1 pseudogene is annotated in these 500 nt (G+C 43.6%); it reads left to right on the forward strand.

Annotated features, from left to right (window positions below):
• Positions 1-209: 209 nt before the first annotated feature.
• Positions 210-500 (forward strand): annotated as a pseudogene (locus R7040_RS30540) (porin); the annotation flags it as partial.

The raw sequence follows: 500 nt of genomic DNA on the forward strand, positions 1-500 counted from the left end.
TCGATTTCTTATAATTTTTCACTCGGTTGCCGAAGAGTCTTCAAATAAAGTGGCGGCAGTTGTTGCGCAAAGGTAATTCAGTTTTGGCGGAAAAGATGCCCCAAAAAGCCTTTGTATACACCCGAAGCATTTGGCGTTTATTCGTACATAAATCCAAATGCTCAAGGTGCAAATCGACTAACCGACTAATAAATACATGGACTTAATAAATGAACAAAAAATTCCTAGCGGCAGCAATCGCAGCTGCAACATTCGGTACTCAAGCAGTAGCAGTGGAACTTTACAATAACGATGGCACTACGTTCTCTATTGGTGGCCATGTGTCTGTTAACCTGAACGGTTCAGAGCAAGGTGATACTGACGTAGGCACAAACTCTCCACGTATCAACTTCACAGCAACTCAGGATCTAGGTAATGGCTTTACTGCAGACGCTCGTGGTGAGTGGGCACTTAACTACCTAGATGGCGGCGAAAACTCATTCAAAACTCGTCTTGGTTAC

The organism is Vibrio sp. 1069 (assembly GCF_033340555.1).